Annotated in this window: 1 protein-coding gene; it reads left to right on the forward strand. The window is 33.3% G+C overall.

Features of this window, described 5'->3' with window-relative positions; translation table 11 throughout:
• The coding region (locus tag EKL98_RS17445) for an exopolysaccharide biosynthesis polyprenyl glycosylphosphotransferase (protein WP_126563276.1) at positions 1-1009 on the forward strand (1009 nt) is incomplete at both ends.

Genomic DNA, 1009 nt, shown 5'->3' on the forward strand with positions numbered 1-1009 from the left:
TTTGTTTGCACTAATAACAGGAAATATAAAAAGATGGGTTGTAAAGCGTTATACAGTAGCGATTTGGGGATTTAATAAAACGAGTATTGAATTAGCGTCTCATTTGGAGACCCATTCGTATTTTATCCATTTTATGGGTATTCTTAATGAAAATTCGTCTGAGAATTATACAACAAATGAAGAATTTAGTTTAGCACTTTCCGATGCTATTATTAATGCATCAGAGAACAATGTCAATGAACTATACATTGTATCTAAACCCGATTTAATTTCTGATTTAAATTATTTCTTTGAACTTGGTGATAAGCATTGTATGCGTTTGAAATTTGTTCCTGATTTTTCACTAATCTCAAAAAAACATTTTAGTTCCAGCCATTTAGATAATTTTCATGTTATAAAGCCTCGATTTGAGCCACTTCAGAACGCCTATAATCGTTTAGTTAAGAGAATATTCGATCTTGTTTTTAGTAGTTTGGTCATTGTTTTAATCTTGTCGTGGCTCTATCCTTTATTAGCCTTCCTTATCAAAAGACAAAGTAAGGGGCCAGTTTTATTCAAACAAATGCGAACAGGTAAAAAAAACGAACCCTTTTGTTGTTATAAATTTCGGAGCATGTATATAAATGTCGGTGATGAAAGTCAACAAGCTAAAAAAGGAGATGATCGTGTAACCCCAATTGGCAAATTCCTCCGTCGAACTAGTTTGGATGAATTCCCGCAATTTTTTAATGTATTTATGGGAAATATGAGTGTTGTTGGGCCACGCCCTCATATGATAAAACATACCTCTGACTATAATGACCATATTAATAATTTTATGGTTCGTCATTTTGTCAAGCCAGGGATCACAGGTTTAGCACAAGTCTCGGGTCTTCGAGGCGAAACTAAAACTGTAAATGATATGATCCGACGGGTTAATAAAGATATCGAATATGTACAGCGTTGGAGTTTAATCGCTGACATTAAAATTTGTTTTTGGACAGTTATTGTAACTTTAAAAGGAGATAAA

The organism is Flavobacterium bomense, from assembly GCF_003970355.1.